Annotated in this window: 15 protein-coding genes; 8 read left to right on the top strand and 7 right to left on the bottom strand. The window is 72.3% G+C overall.

Annotation, left to right across the window (positions count from 1 at the left end):
• Positions 1–76: 76 nt before the first annotated feature.
• On the bottom strand, positions 77–1,381 hold the full coding sequence (locus tag ACRAKJ_RS20325; RefSeq protein WP_447009079.1) for a serine/threonine-protein kinase: 1,305 nt from the start codon (positions 1,379–1,381) through the stop codon (positions 77–79).
• Positions 1,382–1,476: 95 nt separating this feature from the next.
• Here ACRAKJ_RS20325 and ACRAKJ_RS20320 point away from each other — a divergent pair, with 95 nt between their 5' ends.
• On the top strand, positions 1,477–2,001 hold the full coding sequence (locus tag ACRAKJ_RS20320) for a hypothetical protein (RefSeq protein ID WP_438922023.1): 525 nt from the start codon (positions 1,477–1,479) through the stop codon (positions 1,999–2,001).
• Positions 2,002–2,099: 98 nt separating this feature from the next.
• Positions 2,100–2,621 carry a hypothetical protein gene (locus tag ACRAKJ_RS20315; protein ID WP_438922024.1) on the top strand — a complete coding sequence of 174 codons (522 nt, stop codon included), beginning with the start codon at positions 2,100–2,102 and terminating at the stop codon, positions 2,619–2,621.
• A gap of 469 nt (positions 2,622–3,090) precedes the next feature.
• Here ACRAKJ_RS20315 and ACRAKJ_RS20310 read toward each other — a convergent pair whose 3' ends face one another.
• Positions 3,091–3,354 carry a hypothetical protein gene (locus ACRAKJ_RS20310; RefSeq protein ID WP_438922025.1) on the bottom strand — a complete coding sequence of 88 codons (264 nt, stop codon included), beginning with the start codon at positions 3,352–3,354 and terminating at the stop codon, positions 3,091–3,093.
• Between the two features lie 1,017 nt (positions 3,355–4,371).
• Between ACRAKJ_RS20310 and ACRAKJ_RS20305 the strand changes: the two genes are divergently transcribed.
• Positions 4,372–5,235, top strand: coding sequence for a (2Fe-2S)-binding protein (locus tag ACRAKJ_RS20305; RefSeq protein WP_438922026.1), 864 nt, complete (start codon positions 4,372–4,374; stop codon positions 5,233–5,235).
• A gap of 324 nt (positions 5,236–5,559) precedes the next feature.
• Here the strand turns inward: ACRAKJ_RS20305 and ACRAKJ_RS20300 are convergent, their stop codons facing one another.
• The gene (locus tag ACRAKJ_RS20300; RefSeq protein WP_438922027.1) at positions 5,560–6,771 is read right to left on the bottom strand and encodes a cytochrome P450; all 1,212 of its coding nucleotides are present in this window, start codon (positions 6,769–6,771) and stop codon (positions 5,560–5,562) included.
• Between the two features lie 174 nt (positions 6,772–6,945).
• On the opposite strand from ACRAKJ_RS20300, the gene ACRAKJ_RS20295 reads away from it, so the two are divergent.
• Positions 6,946–7,683: a methyltransferase domain-containing protein gene (locus ACRAKJ_RS20295; protein WP_438922028.1), complete on the top strand. Its 738-nt coding sequence runs from the start codon at positions 6,946–6,948 to the stop codon at positions 7,681–7,683.
• A 46-nt stretch (positions 7,684–7,729) separates the two neighbouring features.
• On the opposite strand, the gene ACRAKJ_RS20290 is transcribed toward ACRAKJ_RS20295, so the two are convergent.
• The 3 genes from ACRAKJ_RS20290 to ACRAKJ_RS20280 are packed head-to-tail and all read right to left on the bottom strand — an operon-like array spanning position 7,730 to position 11,160.
• Entirely contained in the window at positions 7,730–8,947 is a 1,218-nt protein-coding gene (locus tag ACRAKJ_RS20290; protein WP_438922029.1) for an ABC transporter substrate-binding protein, read from the bottom strand.
• Between the two features lie 51 nt (positions 8,948–8,998).
• The gene (locus ACRAKJ_RS20285) at positions 8,999–10,051 is read right to left on the bottom strand and encodes an ATP-binding cassette domain-containing protein (RefSeq protein ID WP_438922030.1); all 1,053 of its coding nucleotides are present in this window, start codon (positions 10,049–10,051) and stop codon (positions 8,999–9,001) included.
• A complete protein-coding gene (locus ACRAKJ_RS20280) occupies positions 10,048–11,160 on the bottom strand; it encodes an iron chelate uptake ABC transporter family permease subunit (protein ID WP_438922031.1) in 1,113 nt (370 codons plus the stop codon). Before ACRAKJ_RS20280 ends, ACRAKJ_RS20285 begins: the two co-directional genes overlap by 4 nt.
• 241 nt (positions 11,161–11,401) lie before the next feature.
• Between ACRAKJ_RS20280 and ACRAKJ_RS20275 the strand changes: the two genes are divergently transcribed.
• The gene (locus tag ACRAKJ_RS20275; protein ID WP_438922032.1) at positions 11,402–12,160 is read left to right on the top strand and encodes a methyltransferase domain-containing protein; all 759 of its coding nucleotides are present in this window, start codon (positions 11,402–11,404) and stop codon (positions 12,158–12,160) included.
• A gap of 22 nt (positions 12,161–12,182) precedes the next feature.
• Here ACRAKJ_RS20275 and ACRAKJ_RS20270 read toward each other — a convergent pair whose 3' ends face one another.
• The gene (locus ACRAKJ_RS20270) at positions 12,183–13,340 is read right to left on the bottom strand and encodes an MFS transporter (protein ID WP_438922033.1); all 1,158 of its coding nucleotides are present in this window, start codon (positions 13,338–13,340) and stop codon (positions 12,183–12,185) included.
• A gap of 434 nt (positions 13,341–13,774) precedes the next feature.
• Here ACRAKJ_RS20270 and ACRAKJ_RS20265 point away from each other — a divergent pair, with 434 nt between their 5' ends.
• The 3 genes from ACRAKJ_RS20265 (at position 13,775) to ACRAKJ_RS20255 (ending at position 16,821) form a co-directional block, all read left to right on the top strand.
• Positions 13,775–14,854 (top strand): pyridoxal-phosphate dependent enzyme, encoded by a 1,080-nt coding sequence (locus ACRAKJ_RS20265; protein WP_438922034.1) that lies wholly within the window; start codon positions 13,775–13,777, stop codon positions 14,852–14,854.
• Positions 14,851–16,038, top strand: a complete 1,188-nt coding sequence (locus tag ACRAKJ_RS20260; protein WP_438922035.1) for an ATP-grasp domain-containing protein — start codon at positions 14,851–14,853, stop codon at positions 16,036–16,038. Before ACRAKJ_RS20265 ends, ACRAKJ_RS20260 begins: the two co-directional genes overlap by 4 nt.
• A 93-nt stretch (positions 16,039–16,131) precedes the next feature.
• Positions 16,132–16,821: a DJ-1/PfpI family protein gene (locus ACRAKJ_RS20255; RefSeq protein ID WP_438922036.1), complete on the top strand. Its 690-nt coding sequence runs from the start codon at positions 16,132–16,134 to the stop codon at positions 16,819–16,821.
• Positions 16,822–16,838 lie beyond the last annotated feature (17 nt).

Raw genomic sequence — 16,838 nt, 5'->3', positions numbered from 1 at the left:
GGCTCCGCGCATCGTCGTCCACCATCAGGATCCGCGCACGCTCACTTACGTCGCGAGCCTACGACAGTCGCTGTGCTCAGCAGGTGAACAGATGAGACGGCGGGGTCGTGTGGTCGAGCCGTTTCACGTAGGCGTCCCCACCGGTGGCGGCGCGCTGCGCGCACGCGTCGTCCTGGGTGGCGAAGGTGCCGTAGTACACCGCGTAGATGTCGGCCCCGTCGAGTTGCCGGCGCAGCGAGCCGCACCCGGTCGTCGGCGAGTGCAGGTACCGCGCGCCGGGGTGGTCGGACAGGAGCCGCTGGACGTCGGTGCGGTACCGCGCCGGTTCGACGGCTGCCCCGACGAACGTGACGTAAGCACCGTCACAGGCGGGCACGCTCATCGGCTCGGCCAGCCCCAGGTCCGCACCGGGAGGCGCCGCAACGACCGGCGGCACGCTGACCGGCGGTGGTGAGGTTGCCGGCGGCGCTGCTGTTGTCGCCGACGACGTGGTGGTCTCGGCACTGCTCGCCGGGGTGGATCGCTCCGTTCGCGTCCCGTCGGCGCTGGTCGCGGTCCCCGGCGTTGACCGTCCGGCGAGGCTGACCGTCACGCTCACCGCGGCCGTCGCCAGCACGACTGCCGCGGCCGCGACCAGCCACGGCGTCCGCCGAGGCCGTGCGACCGCGTGCACCGACGTCGGCCGGGGCGCGACCGGCGACAGCCGGGCGGGCAGCGCATGTCCGGCGAGCGCCGCCCGCGCGGCGGCGGCCAGTTCGCCCGCGGTCGCGAAGCGGTCGGCCGGGTTCTTCGCCATCCCCCTCGCGATGACCGCGTCCAGGCCGGGCGGCAGCCCGGGTCGCACCGCGTCGAGCGAGGGCGGCGGCTGGTTCAGGTGCGCGCCGATCAGCGACGCGGCGGTGGTGCCGGGGAACGGCTTGCTGCCGGTCAGGCACTCGTGGAGAAGACACGCCAGCGAGTAGACGTCCACCCGGTAATCGGTGGGGCCATCACCGAACCGCTCCGGCGCCATGTAGTCCAGCGTGCCGATCGCGGCACCGGTCCCGGTCAGCCCCGTCGTCGCGTCCAGCGCCCGCGCGATCCCGAAGTCCACGAGATACGCGAACCCGGCATCGGCGACGAGGACATTGGAGGGCTTCACATCCCGGTGCACCAAGTTCTGCGCGTGGGCGGCGCCGAGCGCCTGCGCGACCTGTTCGACGATCCCCACGGCCTCCCCCGGGTCGAGCGGGCCGCCGCCGCGCAGCCGCGCGGCCAAGTCCTGCCCGTCGACGAGCCGCATGTCGAGGTACAGCCGCCCGTCCAGCTCTCGGGCGAACCTTTCCCGCGAAACCGCACGCTGAACGACTCCGCAGTTCTGCGGCGGACAGCACCCACACACAGTGTCGCACCGCAAGCCGTTCAGCCGATTGAGGACGGACGAGCTGGTCGCGAAACTCGACCCGTTCACTACCTTTTCCTGGATTGGGAATCATCATGCGCTTGCGTTCACTGATCGTCGCCGTTGTCGGCGGGCTGCTCGGCACCGCAGGACTCTTCCACGTGCCCGCCTCGGCGTCCGTGGTGGACGTCAACTGCGCCCTGGGCACCCAGGTCGGCACCTACTCCCCCGGCATGACCCTGCTGCCCAGGCAGATCGACTTCAGCGCCACCGGCACACTGGGTGGCTGCGTGTCCCCCAGCCACCCCGGGATCACCGGTGCGACCTTCACCTCGCTGGTCAGCGGTACGTTCAGCTGCCTGGCCGGCTCCACCACCAACACCTCGACCTACCACTGGAACACCGGTCACCACAGCACCGTCCAGGGCGGCTTCGAGGTCAACCTCAAGCCCGGCGGCACCACCGTCCTCGTGCTGACCGGCACCGTCGTCGACGGACTGTTCCAGGGGGCGACCGTCGTGCAGACCAAGGTCCTGCCCGCCACCGACCTCACCGCCTGCCTCACCCCACAGGGCCTGACCAGCGTCAGCGGCACCGTCACCTTCACCGCCGTCCTGTGAACCGGCCAACGGCGGGAACGGAAAACCACCCCGGCGGTCCGCGGAACACCACCTGGATGAAGGCCGCCTTCTCCGCCACGACCGTGGGGGTACGAGCGGTGCGGAGCATCCGAGGTCTGTTCGTCACGACCGCGCTGATCGTGTCGTCCCTGCTGTTCCCGGCATCCCCCGCACACGCGGCACCGGTCGACCTCCTCTGCACGGAGGACGAGTCGGTGTCCTACTCCCCCGGTCTGCTGACCGCACCACGACCGGTGGACGTCGACGTGCACAACGTCCTGTCGTGCACATCCCTCACCGATCCTGCCGTGACGGGAGGGTACGTGCGGGCGACCGTGCGCGGCCTCAACCGATCGTGCACGGACCTCGCGGCGTCCGGCAGCGGCTCGTACACCATCACCTGGAACACCGGGGAGACCAGCACGATCAGCTACAGCCGGTCCGCCACCTACGTCCTGGGCACGCTGGTCATGACGGAGACCGGGACGGTCACCGGGGGCAAGTTCACCGGCGACTCCAGCACCCACGTCGTCGAACTGCTCACCCTCGACCTCCTCTCCTGCCTCACCGAACCCGGACTCACCACCACCTCGGGCCTCGGCACCTACGTCTTCGCCTGACGGCCCCGGCGAACATGCCCGGCACGCCTCCGCCCGTACCGGCGTCACGAGGCTTTGCCGTGGCTCACGGCAGTCGGGATCACACGGGCCCGTCGACGGACCGGTGTCGTGCAGGGATCCCTCGGCCTTGCCTTCCCCACCGAGGAAGTCGCGGAAGCCGGACGAGAAGTGAAGAACAGAATTCCCGATTACTGACCCTACAACCCCCACTGGGCCAGAATTCGATGGCAGACCAGCGTCACCTGCGCACTGGTTGGCCGCCGCGACGACTACGGCGGCCTCGCCGCGTTCGCGTTCGGTGACGGCGTCGGGCCGGTTCCGGAGACGGGATTCCGCGCCACGCCCGGCCATGTCCTTCACGCAGGGCCGGATCACCCGTGGGCGACCGGATTTCGCAAAGGGCCTGTCCCGTGTGGAGTCCGCGCATTCGCTGTCGGCAGTCGGGGGAAAGGCGACGAGAGAAACCTCGTCACTTGTCGTGACCGGTGTGACCGCTCTCGTCGCCGTGACCGGGCTCGGGGCTCACCGACGCGGGCGAGTCGCCGATCGGTCCCACTGCTGAACCTAGGGTCCACGCGGTGGCTGCCACCAACACCAGCACGACCCCGAACGCGGCCAACTTCGCCATCGGTGTCAACCGGGCAACCACGTCGCCGGCACGACCCGTACCGATCGCCCAGCCACAGCCCGCGACGAAGATCAGCGCGAGCACACCGACGACGACCAGCATCACCGGTGGCCCGCCGCGTCGGTGGTCCGCACCATGCGGGAAGAGTAGCGGGCCCTCGTACAGGTGCGCAGTCCGCAGGACCGGTGATCGCGGCGCTGGTCCACCTCACCACGTCCTGAGCCACCTCGACGGGCGCCGCACGGGGCGCGACGGTCGTGGTTCGGTCGTTCACCCTGCATGGTGTCGATGGCCGGTCGATGCGCGGGAGGTCTGCCGGCATCGCTGAGGGCTGGTGCGCAGTTCGGGTCGAAGTGGGCACGCAGTGCACTGGCGGAGCCGTGGCCGCTGCGTTCGGCGACGGCGGGGATGGGCAGGTCGGTGGTTCGAGCAGTCAACCTGCCGTTCCCGTCCGCACCGGAACAGGACCGGCGTCAGCACGACCGCCACCACCGCGACCGCCGTCGCACCGGCTGTGATCGTCTCCTCACCTGCCGCCCCACCCGCTCGTGGTCATGCCGATAGGCGCCTTTTCCGCGCTGTACCCGCTCCGTCCGGTGGATGCGCCGGCTGGAAGCACTGGGCGCATGTCAGCCGTCTCGGTAGGGGAACCGATCCCAGGTGTCGAACGACCACTTGTACACGGGCCTTCCACGTTGAGCCCGATCGCAGGGAGCAGCGGGGGTCGGGGACGAGGAACCCGGTCCCCGCCGCGCAGCACGACACGCCGCCGGTTCACGCCACCACTCACTCCCGGAGGCACCTGTGAGGCCAGTGACGTCGTTGCCGCACGAAACCGCGGTCGACCGGTGCGACCGCACCGTCCTGCGCGGGCCGACCGCCTCGCCCGGCACGACGCGGCCCGGCGGGGCCTCCGGGGCGCGGACCGCAGGCGAGCAGGACGTGGCGCGGGTGGTCGCCCGAGGCGGCGCGTCGCGAGCCCGCACTTCCGAACGCCTCGCGATCGATGGTGTGCTCTCCGCGGCCTTGGACGACGAACCTGCCGTCGACAGGGCCGCGGGTGCCCTCGTACAGCGATCACCGCACACCACGACTTGCCGGATTCCCGGCCCCGACTCCCCCGTGCTCGGTCCGGTCCTGGCCCGCGCCGGTATCGGCATCGCCGGCCCGGGTCCGGCCGACGTCGAGATCCGGGTTGGGCCCGACGGCCGTGTCGGGCTCGCGGACGGTCGACGAACCGACCTGCCCGACGTCGCGGCCGTGCTCCGGTGGGCGCGGACGTTGTCCACCGGGCCGCGCGCGATCCGGCGCGCCGACCCTGCCGACGTCGCCGCCGCGTTGGCGTCGGAGGCGGGCGTCGGCCGGTACTTCACCGTCGACGACGATCACAGCGGCGAGCTGCTGCGCTCGTTCCACGACGATCCCGTCGCCTTGGCCGAGGCCGTGCGGCGGGTCGGCGCGAGGTTCGGGACGACGGAGGCGCGCGTGGCGGCCTCGACCCTGCAGTTCCTCGTCGCGGCCGGGCTGTGGTCGGCGGCCCTGGGCGCGCTGGCCTTCAACGGGGTCGTCCCCGACCTGGACCGGCTGCGCTACCGCGTCGGTGAGGACGCCTCCGTGCGGCTCGCCCTGCCGGAGCCCGGCGGCTGGATCGTCACCGGCGATCCCGCGCCGCTGCTGCTGCGGGCGGTGGTCGAGGAGCACTTGAAGCCGTTCCACACCGGGTTGCGCGCCGTCGCCAAGGTCGCCGAGGGGTTGTTGCGGGGCAACGCCGCCGCGGCCCTGCGCAGCGCCCTGCGCCCCCTGCCCGCCGATCTCCACGACCTCGGCGACCGCCTGCTGACCACATCGGAGCTGCGCGACGCGTTGTCCCCCGACGGCACCCGCCGCAGCTGCTGCCTGTTCTACCGCACGCCCACCGGCCACACGTGCCGCGCCTGCCCGGTCGCCGGCGCCACCGTCACCAGGCAGGGGGGACACCACGTCTGACCGGCACTCACGCAGTACCACGTCGTCCGAGCGTTCGTTCGCCGCCATCACCCGCGGTACCCACCTCTACCTGGGCAGGCCCCGGCTGCGCCGTCTGCCCGCCGCGCACCTGGCCGTCGCCCTCGTCCTGCCCCACGTCCTGAACCGCCACCCGACCGGTCGTGCTGCCTGCCTCGGCCGTCCTCGCCGTGTTGCTGTCTCCCCGACGTGGGGTGCGGCGTCGGGTAGTGCATCGCCGAGTCGCGTGCCCGGGAGCTGTCGAGGACGATCCGGCGGTGAGGCTGCGTCGCCATGATCCCGAAGATCCGCCGGTGTTCCTCGTCGTCAGAGTGCGGAAGACCAGGTGACGGGGAGTCGGGCCAGGCCGCGTGCCATCCGGCCGTGCCGCCAGGACAGCTCCTCCGGCCCCACCGCGAGGCGCAGGTGCGGGAAGCGACGCAGCAGGGACCCGATGGCCACCCGCAGTTCGGCCTTGGCCAGCTGCGCGGCGACACAGTAGTGCAGGCCGTACCCGAACGCGAGGTGCGGGTTCGGCTTGCGGGTGACGTCGAGTTCGTCGGGATGGTCGAAGACCTGCCCGTCGCGGTTGGCGGCGTCGGGGTGCACCATCACCGCGTCACCGGCGCGGACGAGCGCGCCGCCCAGTTCGACGTCCTCCCGCGCGATGCGGGTGAACCCCGCCGAGGTCACCAGGGGGTTGAAGCGCAGCAGCTCGTCCACCGCCCGGTCGATCAACGCCGGGTCGGCGCGCAGCGCGGCGAGCTGGTCGGGATGGGTGAGCAGGGTGAAGATGCCGTTGCCCAGTTCGCTGGTCGTGGTCTCCAGGCCCGCGTACAGCAGGGTCACCCCCAGCACCACCAACTCGTCCTCGCTGAGCCGGTCCCCGGTGTCGCGCGCTTCGACCAGGGCGCCGAGCAGGTCGTCGCCCGGTTCTCGGCGGCGGGCGGCGACGAGACCGGCCACGTAGTCCTTCAACCGCGCGAACGCGGCGTGGATCTCCTCGCTGGAGAACGCGGTGGTGGCCAGGGCGACGTCGATCCACCCGGCGAACTCCTCGCGGTCGGTCACCGGCACGCCCAGCATCTGGCAGATGACGGCGACGGGCACGGGCACCGCGAAGCCGGTGATCAGGTCGGCGGGCGGCCCTTGTTCCTCGATGCGGTCGAGCAGGTCGTCGGTGACGCGTTGAGCGTGTCCGGCCAGGTGCTCTATCCGCCGGGGGCTGAAGGCGGCGGCGACCAGGCGGCGCAGCCGGGTGTGCTCGGGCGGGTCCACCGTGTGCAGCGTCGCGTCGGTGTGCCTGCGCGGTGAGGCCCGGGGCACGTCGCGGTCCAGCAGCGCGGCACGGCTGAAGCGGGGGTCGCCGAGCACTGTGCGGACATCCTCGTGCCGCACGGCCAGCCAAGCCTCGCCGCCGTAGGGCAGGCGGACGCGGCTGAGCGGTTCGTGCTGCCGAAGGTGGGCGTACTCCGGTTCCAGCACCAGTGCGGTCGGTTCGCGGAAGGGGTAGGCGCGAGCTGCCTGCGTGGGTCGCATCGATGTCCCCGATCGCGAGGGCCGACTTGTCACCACCAGTGGTCGGCCCGGTGTGCCGGGGAGTTCCCGCGAGGTCGGCCGGGGTTCACCCGTTGCGGGAACCAGTGGGCGCCCGGCGACGACCATAGGACCGGAGCGGTGCGATTCCACACGGGACGACGCGGTTGGAGCGGCATGGACTGGTACGAGGACGACGATCTCTGGGTCGGGTTCGCCGAGGTGATGTTCCCGCCGCGTCGTGCGGCGGAGGCCGAACGCCTGGTGGTCATCTCGCCGCTGCTCAAGGTCGCTTCCGGTGACCGGGTGCTCGACCTGGCGTGCGGGCCGGCGACGCACGTGGTGCCGCTGGCGCGCCAGGGGGCGGTGGTCACCGGGGTGGACCTGAGCGAGGCGATGCTGGCGCGGGCGCGCGAGGTGTGCGAGCGGGAAGGGGTGCGGGCTCGGCTGGTGCGGGCGGACATGCGCGAGCACGTCGAGGCGGGCGCTTACGACCTGGTGATCAACATGTACACGTCGTTCGGCTACTTCACCGAGCCGGGCGAGAACCTGGCGGTGCTGCGCAACGCGCACACCAGCCTCGCCCCGGGTGGGCGGCTGCTGGTGGACGTGCTGGGCAAGGAGGTGTTCGCCGGGTGGGTCGGCCGCCCGCAGGCGGTGGACGTGGGCGGCGGCACGGTGTTCATGCGCGACACCGTGCTGGACGACTGGACGCGCGTGCGCAGCGACTGGACGTGGGTGCGCGGGGACGAGGTGCGGCGCACGTCGCTGTACTCCACCCTCTACAGCGCCGCCGAGCTGCGGGCCCTGTTCGAGGCCGCCGGGTTCACCGGCGTCGAGTGCTTCGGCGACTTCGACGCCTCCCCCTACGACAACCACGCCCGCCGGCTGATCGTGCGGGGCACCCGGGCCTGAGAGCGGGGCGGGTCCGCCGGGCACGGGGGCCCGGCGGACCCGAGGATCAGGAGGCGCGGACGAAGCAGGTGCCCTCGGCGCCGGGGAACAGCTCGGGGGCGAGGCCGATGGCGAAGTCGCGGACGAGGACGTCGACGTCGAGGTAGGTCTTGGCGCGGCACTCCTCGAAGTTCTCGTCGACCCCGGCGATGAAGTTGTTGTCCCGGAAGGGCTTGAACTGGTTGGTGCGCGGGTCGGCCTTGAGGGCGTCGCGGGTCATCTTCACGGGGTCGTAGACGATGAAGAAGTCGGCGTCGGCCGCGGTGCCCACGGCCTTCTCGAAGTCGTACGGCCGGCCGTTGGCCGCGGGGTTGTCGGGGGCGAAGACGTTGTCCACCCCGAGCTGGGTGAGCAGGCGACCGACGAGGGTTTCGGCGCCGTGGCCGTGGACGAACTCGCAGCCGCGCTCGGGACTGACGCACAGGTAGCCGGCCCTGCGGTTGTCGATCTTGCCGGAGACGGTGGAGACGACCTCGTCGTAGCGAGCCTTGATCTTGTCGAACTCGGTGTTGGCGGCGGCCTCGGCGTTGTAGAACGCCCCCACCATCTTGATCCACTCCGCGGAGGCCAGGGCGTGGCGCTCCAGCCGGTTGGACACGCTCACGCCGGGCATGCCCGCGGCGCGGGCGTTGCTGATGTCGTCGAAGCCCTTGCCGAACCCGGACATGAGGATGACCTGGTTCTTCAGGCCGAGGACGGCTTCCTTGTTCAAGTCGGTGTACTCGCCGATCGACATCGGCTTGCCCGCGGCCCCGGCCACCCCGGCGTACCACTCGTCCTTCTCCGCGTTGCCCAGCAGCTGGCCGCTCAAGCCCGTGATGGTCTTGTTCTTGCCGAGCCGGTCGACCATGGCGAGCGCGTTGAACGAGGTGACGGACACGTTGGTGACCGGCACCTGGACGACCAGCGCGCCCTCCAGGTCGCCGGTGGCCTCGGGGCGGGGTGTGCCGCACTGGTGGAGCACGTACTTCAGCTCGGGGCCGTCGGTGTTCTCGGTGTCGGTGAGCGTGATGGTCTTGTACGAGCCGTGGTAGGTGATCTTCCACAGCTCGGACTCGGTGACGGTGCTCTTGTCGGGGAAGTAGTCACGACCCTCGGCGTAGTCGGTGACGCAGCCCTCCGCGCCGGCCTGGCCGCCCGCCGGGCCAGGGCTCGATCCCCCGCAGCCGGCCAGGGCGAAGGGCAGCGCGAGCAGCGCGACGGCCGAGCGGATGAGTGTGTTCACGGTGGTGCTCTCCTGCGTGTGCGTGAGGGGGTGCGGTGGCGGGAACGGAAGTCACCCGGTCCGTGCGTCTTCGGGCAGTGGTGCGGTGCGGCCGCGCAGGTGGGTGACCAGGGAGTCGAAGCCGACGCCCTGCGCGCGGTGCGCCCCGTCGACGTTCCAGCGACACGGTGTGCCGTGCTCGACGCTCAGGACGTGGCCGCACGGTTGCGCGGTCGGCTCCCACCCGGCGCGGCGCACGGCGTGTTCGGCCCACTGCCGCAGCCGCCCCGCGGCGACCACCCGCACGGTCGCTCCGGGTTGGGTGTCGTCGGCGACGACGATGGTGGCCGCGGCGTCGTCGAAGGACATGTTCTCGCCGGTGAAGGTGCGGGTGACGGCGTCGCCGTAGGCGAGGTCCTCGGGCGCGCCGGCGGTCACCGCGCCGCCGGCGACCAGCCACACCTGGTCGGCGCGGCGCAGCGCGAACCCCAGGTCGTGGGTGGACAGCACGATCGCGGCACCGGTGGTCGCGGCGAGCCGGGTCAGCATCGCCGCGAACTCGATGCGGCGGGCCACGTCGAGGAACGCGGTGGGCTCGTCCAGCACCAGCACCGCCGGTTCCTGCGCCAGGGCACGGGCGACCATCACCCGCTGCCGCTCGCCGTCGGACAGGTCGGTCAACGGGCGGTCACGCAACTCCGCCACCCCCGCGTCGACCAGTGCCCGGTCCACCGCGGCCCGGTCCCGGTCCTTCTCCCTGCCGACCCAGGACCGGTAGGGCATCCGGCCCAGCGCCACCACCGCCTCGACGCTCATCTGCCCCACGTCGACCGGCTCGGTCAGCGTGACCGCCAGCCGCCGCGCCCGCTGCCTCGGCGACAGCGACGCGAGGTCCCGGCCGTCGAGCAGGACGTGCCCGGACAGTGGCGGCTGCGCGCCGACCAGGGTGCGCAGCAAGGTCGACTTGCCCGCGCCGTTGGGGCCGATCAACGCGATCAGCTCACCGGGACGGGCGGCCAGGTGCACGTCGTGCAGCACGGTGACCGCCGGGTGCCGACGGCGGCGCCGGTAGCCCGCGCTCACCGCCACGGCCTGCAGGGCCGGCCGGGTGTTTTCGGTCGTCACGCCTGCCTCCTCGTCCGGCCGGACAGCAGCACCCACAGGATCACCGGCGCGCCGACGAACGCGGTCACCGAGTTGAGCGGCAGCGAGGTCCTGGTCAGGCCGTTGCCGCCGGCGATGTACTCGGCCACCAGCACGATCACCGCGCCGATCAGCGCGCTCGCGGGCAGCACCAACCGGTGGTCGGCGGTGCGCAGCAGCCCCCGGGCCAGGTGCGGCGCGGCCAAGCCGACGAACCCGATGGCCCCGCAGTAGGCCGTGGTGATGCCCGAGAGCACGGCGACGCTCGCCAACGCCAGGAAGTGGACCCGCCGGACGTTGATCCCCAGGCTGCCCGCGTACCGGTCGCCCAGCAGCAGCGCGTTGAGCGGCTGGGCCAGGAACACCGACAGCACCAGCACCACCGCGCAGGACACGGCGATGACCTGCAACTCGTTCCACGTCACGTTGCGCACCGAGCCGCGGGTGAACGTGGCCAGTGCCTGCAACCGGTCCGGATCGGTGTAGTAGACCAGCATGTCCACCACGGCCCCGGCCAGGTAGCCCAGCATCACGCCGACGACCAGCACGACCACCGGGTCGCCGACGCGGCGGGCGATGCCCAGGGCGATCAGCAGCACCCCGGCGGCCCCGGCCACGGCCGCCCCGGTCACCCCCAGTTGGCTGACCAGCCCGAGACCCGACAGCCAGCCCACGCCGCCGGTGCCCAGGATGACGATCGAGGCGCCGAGGATCGCCCCGGAGCTGACACCCAGCACGAACGGGTCGGCCAACGGGTTGCGGAACAGCGTCTGCATCTGCGCCCCGCCCACCGCCAGCGCGGCCCCGGCCAGCAGCCCGGCCACGACCTTGGGCAACCGCGCGTCCAGCACGATCGTGCGGTTGACCTCGGACTCGGCGTCCTGACCGGTCAGGACGCGCAGCACCTCCCCGATCGGGATGGCGATCGAGCCCTGCGCGATCAGCACCACCACCGCGCCCAGCAGCAGCAGGACCAGCAGCCCGAACAACCCCGCCACGTACCCGGCGCGCCGACGCGCCCCGGTCCCGCGTGGCGGTGCGACGACCTCGGCCTCGGCCGCATCCTCGACACCCGTGCCACTACCCGACACCGCGCACCCTGTTCCTTCCGCTGCCCGCCGCTGTCGAACCGGCCACCACCGTAGAAGTCGTACCGAACCGCCATCCGGTTCCCGGGGATTGCGGGAACACCCGATTCCGCACGGGCCGGGAACTTCACCGGTCGGCCGGCCGACCTGGTGGACGTGCCGTGGTCGCGCGACGGTCGACGGCCGCTGCCCCCTCGCCCGCACCACGTGTCCGGCCGCAAGAAACACCCCAGGAGAAGATCGCATGCAGAGCTTCGGACCGCAGACCTACGGTGAGCTCAACGCCGACGTCTACGACGAGTGGCACGCCGCGCACGACCCCACCGACGCCGTGCGGGGTCTGGCCGAACTGATCGGGGAAGGACCGTTCGGGTCGGTGTTCGAACTCGCGGTGGGTACCGGGCGGGTGACGATCCCGCTGGCCGAGGCGGGTTTCGACGTGAGGGGCGTGGACGCGTCGGAGGCGATGGTGGCTCGCATGCGCGCCAAGCCCGGCGGCGACCGCATCCCCGTCGTCATCGGCGACATGGCCGACGTCGACGACGGCACCGACGACCTGTTCGCCATGGTGTTCGTCGTGTTCTCCACCTTCTTCTTCCTCCAGGACCAGGAAGAACAGGTGCGCTGCTTCGCCAACGCCGCGAAGCGCCTGATGCCCGGCGGCCGGTTCGTCCTGGAGTGCCCGATGCCCGACGTCGCCCGCTACGAGCGCAACCAGACTTTGGAAACCCACCAGGTCGGCCTCGACCGGGTGCGACTTGCCGCAGTCCGCCACGACCCGGTCGAACAGCGCCTCGACGGCCACCACGTGCTGATCACCGAGCACGGGATCAAACTGGCGCCGGCGTTCATGCGCTACGCCTGGCCGGCCGAACTCGACCTGATGGCCCGCCTGGCCGGGCTGCGCCGCGTACACCGCTGGGGCGGTTGGCACCGCGAGCCGTTCCGCGGCGAAGGCGACCACGTCACCGTGTACGAAAAGCCAACGACCTCGACTTGGTGATCCCGCGGGGCTCGCCGGCGCGTCACCCCGTCCTGGACGCACGACGGGCCACCACCAGCACCAGCGGCGGCAGCAGCAGGCACTGCGCGGCCACCGCCAACCAGAACCCCGGCAGTAGCCCCGCCTCCTCGAACAGTCCGTACGCCGCGCCGCCGACCACCCCGCTGAGCAGGGAACCCACGCCGACCGCCAGCCGCTGCTGCCCGAAGGTCACCGTGGCCGACCGCGTCGACCCCGCCAGCGCCTCCAGGTCGTTCTTGAGGAACAGCACCGCGGTACCCACGGCCATCGCCACGACACCCACCGCAAGACCGACCACCCGGCCACCGGCGAAGGCCACCATGCCCAGGGCCATGCCGCAGAAACCGACCGCCATCGCCACCGGGTAGCCGAGGCGGCCGACCCGCCGCGCCAGCAGCGGCTGCATCGCCACCAGCCCGAGCGAGTAGCCCGCCATCACCACCCCGTAGACCGCCGTGGGCACACGGCCCTCCGCGTAGGTCGACAGGTATTGGTAGAACTGCATGTAGAGGTAGTGGGTCAGCACGGTCACCGCGAACGGCAGTCCGGCCAGCCCCCGCAGCACCCGCCGGAACGGCTCGACGTCAGGTCCGGGGCCGGTGGTCCGCTCCGGGCGCAGGAGGAAGTGCGCCACCGCCAACACGGCGTAGAGCGCGGTGGTCATCGCGAACAACCGCCCGGGCTGGTGCAGGAACAGCGCCCCGAGAACCGGCCCGACCGCGATGCCGAGGTTGCCGGCCGCGTTGCCCGACGACAGCACCCGCGGCCGCTGCTCCTCGGTCGCCGAGTGCACCAGGTAGCCGCGATAGGCCGGTGAGTAGAGCGCCCCGGCACCGCAGCTCAGGAACAACGCGAGCACCGTCACCCCGGGTTCGTCCGCCCCGACCAGGTAGGTCAGCGCCCCCAGGCCGTACACGAACGTGGCCAGCAGCAGGCAGCGCTTGAGCCCGATCCGCTCGGCGAACGCGGCCGTGAACGGCGCACTGGCGAACTGCACCAGCGTGGCCGCCCCGAGCACCACGCCGACCTGCGCCATCCCGACACCCAGCCGGTCGCGCAGCAGGACGGCCAGGCACGGGTACACCGCGAAGGTCCCGACGTTGACCAGGCACCCGGCCACCAGCAACGCGACCTGCGCACCCGTGAAGCCCTCCGTCACCCCCGTTCCCCGGGAACGCCTTCGGGTTCCAGCACGAGATGACAACCCGGTCCCCATCAACCCTCCCAGCCCGTGCACGGCCTCCGTGCCCCGGTCGCCTCCCGCACCGGCCGGGCGGCGGGCCCGGCGCAGAACTGGTCGTCGCGCCACGGGGAAGAGTTCCCGGGTCGTCGCGGGCGAATTCCAGCGCCCGGGGAACCAGCGAGGCGCCGCGGACGACCAGTAGGACTGGGAGCGGTGAGGCCCGGTGGGCCGGCCGGCTCGACCCGCACCACCGTGCGCACGGTAGCGACTCGCGCGCCCCCGCCCGCACGGCCACCGCTCGACGACCCGCCCCACACCCGGAAGGGCTCGATCATGACCCTGGCCCGCACGACGGTCCCACCGGGGACGACAACGACCCGCCGCCCACGTCCGGCCGGGAGGTGACGACCGTGCTCGACCACAACGCCGTGGCGCCGCCGGTCCACGACCACATCACCGACGCCGTCAAAGCACCCTCCCTGATCCGGCTCTCGCCGAACACCGTGCTGGTCCGCTTCGAAACCCTGAAGGTGTACGCCGCGCTCGGGGCGGTGCGCCGACTGCTGGACACCGGGGTGGTGCGCCGCGGGCAGACCCTGGTCGACAGCTCCAGCGGCATCTACGCCCTCGCGCTGGCCATGGCCTGCCACCGCCACGGGCTGCGCTGCCACATCGTCGCCTCCACCACCGTCAACGACACCATGCGCGCACAACTGGAGATCCTCGGCGTCACCGTCGACCAGATGCCGCCGTCGGACGACCTGCGCCTGGACCAGAGCCGCCGGGTGGCACGGGTGCGGGAACTGCTCGCACGCGACCCGGACGTGCACTGGATGCGCCAGTACCACGACCCGGTGCACCACCTCGGCTACGCCGAACTGGCCGACCTGCTGCGCCGCGCGTTACCCGGCGAGCCGCTGACCGTGGTGGGCAGCGTCGGTACCGGGGCCTCCACCGGCGGCCTGGCCCGGTCGCTGCGCGAGCACGACCCGCACACCCGCCTGGTGGGCGTGCAGCCCTTCGGCAGCGTCACCTTCGGCAGCGAGCGCTTCACCGACCCCGACGCCATCATCGCCGGCATCGGCAGCGCCATCCACTTCGACAACGTCCACCACCACCTCTACGACCGCATCCACTGGCTGGACTTCCGACACGCCATGGCCGCCACCGTCGGCCTGATGCGCACTCACGCCGTGTTCGCGGGCCTGTCCACCGGCGCGGCCAACCTGGTCGCGACGTGGGAGGCCGCCCGGCACCCCGACCGCACCCACGTGGTCATCGGCGCCGACACCGGCCACCGCTACACCGACCGCGTCTTCACCCGCTGGCGCGAGGCCCTCGACCCCGCGCTGCTCGAGCCCGCGGAGATCGCCTCGCTGGACGAGCTGACCCCGCCGTGGGCCGCGATCGAGTGGGCACGCCGGTCCTACGGACCGGTCGTGCCCGTGCAGGAACGCCCCCGAGAGCTCAGGAAGGACCCCGTGCCGTGACCGTCGTGCTGCTGGAAGCCCTCACCTTCGGACTCGGCCGCCTCGCCGACGCCGCCCGCACCGCCGGGCACGACCTCGTGCTGCTCACCGGCGACCGCACGATCTACCGCCACGAACTGTCCCGCTGCGGCGACCACGTGCGGGTCGTGGACATCGACACCACCGACGTCACCGCCTGCGAGCGCGCGTTGCGGGACATCCCCGACCTGGCCGGGCTGATCAGCTCCACCGACACGTGGGCGCTGCCCGGCGCGGACCTGGCCGAGCGCCTGGGCCTGCCCGGGCCGGCACCGGAGGCGGTGCGCGTGCTGCGGGACAAGGCCGCCGTCCGGGCCCGGCTGCACGCGCACGGACTCAGCCGCACCGGCCCGCTCGACCCCACCACGACGGAGGAGTTCCCGCTGGTGGTCAAGGACTCGGCGGGCACCTCGTCGCGGGCGGTGTGGCTGTGCCGCACCGCCGCCGAGCGCGACGCCGCCTTGCGCGAAGCCGCCGACACCCCGCTCAAGGGCCGCCTGACCGCCGAACCGTACTTCGAAGGCCCCCTCTACAGCGCCGAGACCATCACCTGGCAGGGCGAGACCCGATTGCTCGGTGTGCTCAGCCGCGTGCTGTCGCCCGAACCCGCGCGCCGCGAGGAGGCGTCCGCGTTCCCGGTCGCCTTCCCCGACGCCGACCTCGCCGGGCTGGGCGACTGGATCGGCCGTGTGCTGAAAGCCGCCGGGCACGAGAGCGGTTTCGCGCACACCGAGTTCGTGCTCACCACCGCCGGTCCCGAGGTGGTCGAGATCAACGCCCGCATCGGTGGCGCCCTCGTCGGCGAAGCCCTCTGCCGGGCGCTGGGCGTCAACGCCTACGACGCGATGGTCCGGATCGCCCTCGGCGAGCGGCCCGACCTGCTCGACGGCGCGACCGGCGGCGGCACCGCGACCGGGTTCGTGGCGCTCTACCCCCGCGAGGCCGGGGTGCTGGAGGGCTGGACCGGGCTGGAACGCCTGCCCGGCCTGCCCGGCGCCCCCGAGTGGTACCCGACCGCGAGTCCTGGCGACCTGCTGGAGCACTTGGCCGACCAGCGCTGCTGCACCGGCATCGTGCTCGCCGAGGGCCCCACCGCCGAACTCGCCCTGCACCGCGCCCAGGCCGCCGCCGGCGGCATCACCCCCCAGGTCCGGACGCGGGGATAGCGCAGTGCGGCCCACGTGCCGTTCAGGTCGGTGCCGGGAACCGACGGCGGCCGGGCACGTCTTGCCAGCCAGGGATCGATTCGGGAGGTCATCGTGGAGCGACGTGCTTTCCTGCGTGCCTCGGCGTTGTCGGCGGGTGGACTGGGCGGCGTGGCCGCGGCTGCGACCGCGTCGGCGGCGAACCCGCTGCGGGTTCAGGTGCTGATGTTCGACGGGGTGGAGGAGCAGGACTGGGCCGCCCCGGCGGAGGTGCTCGGCCTGGCCGGTGGGCTCAGCGGAGGCGCGCTCACCACCACCCTGGTCACCACCGGACGACCGGGCACCGTGACGTGCAGCTTCGGCGCGCGGGTCGAAGTGGCCACGGGGTGGTCACCGCACGAGGCGGACGTGCTGGTGGTGCCCGGCGGCGGACGCTACACCGACCCGACCGGTCCCGGTGTGCGCCGGCTGATGGCCGACCGGGGGTTCCTGCGCCGCCTGGCCGCGGTCGACGCGCTGCCCGTGGGCATCTGCACCGGTGTCATGGTCCTGTCGGCCGCGGGGATCACCAGGGGCCGCCACGCCACCACCCACCACCGCGCGAAAGCAGACCTCGCGGCCCAGGGCGCGACCGTCGTCGACGCCCGCGTGGTCGACGACGGCGACCTGATCACCGGCGGCGGCGTCACCTCGGGCCTGGACGTGGCGCTGTGGCTCGTGGAGCGCTTCCTCGGGCCGCGGTCGGCCCAGCAGGCGGAGACCTTCCTGGAGTACGAGCGGAGGGGCACCGTCTGGCGTGCTTGACCGGCGACGCCCACGCC

The organism is Saccharothrix sp. DSM 118769, from assembly GCF_052936295.1.
Note: the sequence above shows the minus strand (reverse complement) of the source record. Positions and strands in the feature narration are given on the sequence as shown.

Excerpts from the sequence above, each read along its gene's own strand:
- ACRAKJ_RS20320 (WP_438922023.1), top strand. The coding sequence starts at position 1,477 with ATGCGCTTGCGTTCACTGATCGTCGCCGTTGTCGGCGGGCTGCTCGGC.
- ACRAKJ_RS20300 (WP_438922027.1), bottom strand. The coding sequence starts at position 6,771 with ATGCGACCCACGCAGGCAGCTCGCGCCTACCCCTTCCGCGAACCGACC.
- ACRAKJ_RS20295 (WP_438922028.1), top strand. The coding sequence starts at position 6,946 with ATGGACTGGTACGAGGACGACGATCTCTGGGTCGGGTTCGCCGAGGTG.
- ACRAKJ_RS20275 (WP_438922032.1), top strand. The coding sequence starts at position 11,402 with ATGCAGAGCTTCGGACCGCAGACCTACGGTGAGCTCAACGCCGACGTC.